Origin of the sequence: Microvirga sp. HBU67558 (assembly GCF_018069605.1) — a bacterium.
GTDB lineage: Bacteria > Pseudomonadota > Alphaproteobacteria > Rhizobiales > Beijerinckiaceae > Microvirga > Microvirga terrae.
In genome coordinates, this window is the sequence record NZ_JAGPUP010000361.1 from 1 (window position 1) to 2,951 (window position 2,951).

A 2,951-nucleotide genomic window follows, 5' to 3' on the forward strand; every position below is an offset into this window, starting at 1 on the left:
GATCGAGGCAGCCCCGGACGAACACACGGAAATGCGGTGACCAACCCGCGCATCAGAGTCTGCTCGACCGTCGTCTTGACGGCTCTGTCTCCGGCCCTGCGCAATTACTCCATCCTGCCACGTCCGGCTCCCGTCTTGGGATCGTACTCCCACGTCCAAGCTCATTGACAACGAACATCAGAGTTCGATGTTCATCCCAACCAGATCACCCAGTGGAAGGCGCAGTTGCTCGAGGGAGCCGCCGGCGTGTTCGGGCCCGAGCCCAAGGCCGGAACGGGCACGCCGCCGCTGGATGTAAAAACCTTGCACGCCAAGATCGGCGAGCTGACCCTGGCCAACGATTTTTTGGAAAGCGCGCTCGGCAAAGCCGGAGTGTGGCCGAGCGCAAAGCGATGATCGACCGCGCGCATGCCCTGCCGCTTAGTCGGCAGGCTGCGGCGCTCGGGATCAGCCGGGGCTGCCTCTATTATCGACCGCAGCCTGCCTCGGCGGCCGATCTGGCCCTCATGCGGCGGATGGGCGAGTTGCACCTGGAGTATCCCTTTGCGGTCAGCCGGATGCTGCGCGACCTGCTGCTGGCGGAGGGCTTCACAGTCGGACGCCTGCATGTTTCCACGTTGATGAAGCGGATGGGCATTGAGGCGCTCTATCGCAAGCCAAACACCTCCAAGCCGGCACCAGGGCACACGGTCTATCCCTATCTCCTGCGCAAGCTGTCGGTGACGGGGGCCAACCAAGTCTGGGCCATGGACATCACCTACATCCCCATGGCTCGCGGGTTTGTCTATCTCGCGGCAATGGTCGACTGGTTCAGCCGGCGGGTTCTGGCCTGGCGGCTGTCGATCACTCTGGAGGCCGCCTTCTGCATCGAAGCCGTGGAGGAGGCGCTTGCCCGGTATGGGCGGCCGGAGATCTTCAACACCGATCAGGGGCGCCAGTTTACGTCGATGGCCTTCACGGATGTCCTGCTCAAGAACGAGATCGCAATCAGCATGGACGGTAAGGGCGCCTGGCGCGACAACGTCTTTGTCGAGCGGCTCTGGCGCAGCGTCAAATACGAGGAGGTGTATCTGAGGGCCTATGACAGCGTGTCCGAGGCCCGCGCCTCAATCGGCCGCTATCTGACTTTTTACAACAGCCGGAGGCCTCATTCATCCCTTGACCGCAAGACACCCGATCAGGCTTACTTCGACCCGCTGCCGCAGCTTGCGGCGGCCTGACCCCGGCAGACGCTCCACTTATCCAGCCGAAAACGCTGTTCAAACAAACCAAGCCACCTCAGTCTTCTAAGGCGCTTGAGCGCCGCTGGCCCGCGATTTGCCTCTCTTGTTGAGTAAGCGACTCGGCCTGCTGAATACCGCCAGGTCCTAAAGGTTCAAGATGCAAGAGGACACAAAACGTGGATAGCGGCAGCAGTGGCGGAACGTTGGCGTGGCACCAGCCGATAAGTGGTTTCTCGGCGGATCTGTCCGTCCTCGGGATCGCATTGGTTTGGGGTGCAAGCTATCCAGTGGCGAAAGGTGCGCTCGTTTTTGCACCTGTTCTCGTCCTCATCTTTTACCGGTTCCTGATCACTGCAGTCGCCATGTCCTTTGTCGCACACAAGGAAATTGCCGCAACCTTCGTGGGGATTGTGCGCGCGGCGTTGTACTGGGGGCTATCCTGTTTGCGATTCTCTTAGCAGAGACCTATCGCGTGTCCTCAACGAACGCCTCAAATACCGCGCTGATCATCTCATTGTGCGTTGTTTTCACGCCCATCTTTGACTATGGACTCTCAAGAAAGTTGCCGCCGATTGGCGTTCTGGCCGGCGCCGGATGCTCTTGCTTAGGTGTCGCCACCTTGATGGGAGGAACGACCGCTTTCACCTTCGGGGATCTTCTTGTTCTGAGCGCCGCCGTATTGCGGGCTATTTTGGTGGTCACGACGAAGCGGCTGATGGCCGGTCGCCCTGTATCGTCAGCCGCCTTGACGACCCTTCAAGCCTCCACTGTCGCCATCCTTACGGTTACGCTCTTCCTGCTGCAGAGTGGCGCTTCCGAATAGGCGGTGGTCAGTTCTGGGCATCCGTCGCCTTCCTCTCACTCCTTTGCACAATTGCGGCCTTCTATGTTCAGAACGCTGCCATTCGGGGCAGCACGCCGACCCGCGTTGGCCTGCTGATGGGTACCGAGCCGCTCTTTGGCCTCCTATTCGCTGCCGTTATTGTGTCTTAACCGCTGACACTTCCCAGCCTCTGCGGGGCCGCCCTCATAATCGTCGTAACCACCGCCGGTACTATCTTTGAGAGGAAGATGGGATCATGAACACTCCAGCGTCACCCATAAATCGGCTGATTGGTCGTATTGAAAGCTTTGAAGATATCGTGACCTTTAGCGATCACTCTAAACCGGTCGTGACAATGTTCAGTGGCGGCTTGGATAGCACTTACCTGCTTTCAGACTTCAGGAACTCGGCTTTCAGAATATCGATGCCGTTGCGGTCGGCGCGGGCGAGCCCATCGACCAGCCACTGCTGGAGCAGACCGCCGCAAGGTTCGGCGCCCGTTTTATCTGCCTTGATGGCCGGGGGGCTTTCATCGAAAGGGGCGTCAAGCCGGCCATTCGGGCCCATGCCAAGTATCTCGGCAATTACCCGCTGAGCAGTTCGTTGAGCAGGCCGGTAATCGCGAGTATAGTTGCCGATCATGCGGCGACCATTGGATCGGAGCTGCTCCTTCATACGGCAAACCTGTCGCAAAATAGCCTGCCGCGCCTCAACAACAGTATCAAGCGACACGGCTTTTCCGGTCTTTTCGGCAGCCCCTATGTTCAGTCCGTTGCCTCGAGGCAACAAAAGGCTGCGGCCCTTGCCAGTATCGGGCTCACTTTCCTGACGGATCGCAATGTGCTCGTCCGCTTCAGCACCTCAGACAGGGTCGGCATGCGAGCGCCTTTGGTGCGCGGCCGGCC

Annotated in this window: 5 protein-coding genes; all 5 read left to right on the forward strand. The window is 59.6% G+C overall.

Annotated elements, in window-relative coordinates; translation table 11 throughout:
- Window positions 1-212: 212 nt before the first annotated feature.
- Window positions 213-1,220 carry an IS3 family transposase gene (locus KBI52_RS01875; protein WP_262266506.1) on the forward strand — a complete coding sequence of 336 codons (1,008 nt, stop codon included), beginning with the start codon at window positions 213-215 and terminating at the stop codon, window positions 1,218-1,220.
- 179 nt (window positions 1,221-1,399) lie between these two features.
- Complete coding sequence (locus KBI52_RS32520) at window positions 1,400-1,681, forward strand: hypothetical protein (RefSeq protein ID WP_247654113.1); 282 nt, start codon at window positions 1,400-1,402, stop codon at window positions 1,679-1,681.
- Window positions 1,682-1,695: 14 nt separating this feature from the next.
- Entirely contained in the window at window positions 1,696-2,046 is a 351-nt protein-coding gene (locus tag KBI52_RS33845; protein WP_262266510.1) for a hypothetical protein, read from the forward strand.
- Between the two features lie 50 nt (window positions 2,047-2,096).
- Complete coding sequence (locus KBI52_RS33850; RefSeq protein ID WP_262270960.1) at window positions 2,097-2,216, forward strand: hypothetical protein; 120 nt, start codon at window positions 2,097-2,099, stop codon at window positions 2,214-2,216.
- A gap of 298 nt (window positions 2,217-2,514) precedes the next feature.
- Window positions 2,515-2,951, forward strand: a 437-nt coding sequence (locus KBI52_RS01885; protein ID WP_247654115.1) for an argininosuccinate synthase domain-containing protein, incomplete at its 3' end; no start/stop codon positions are given.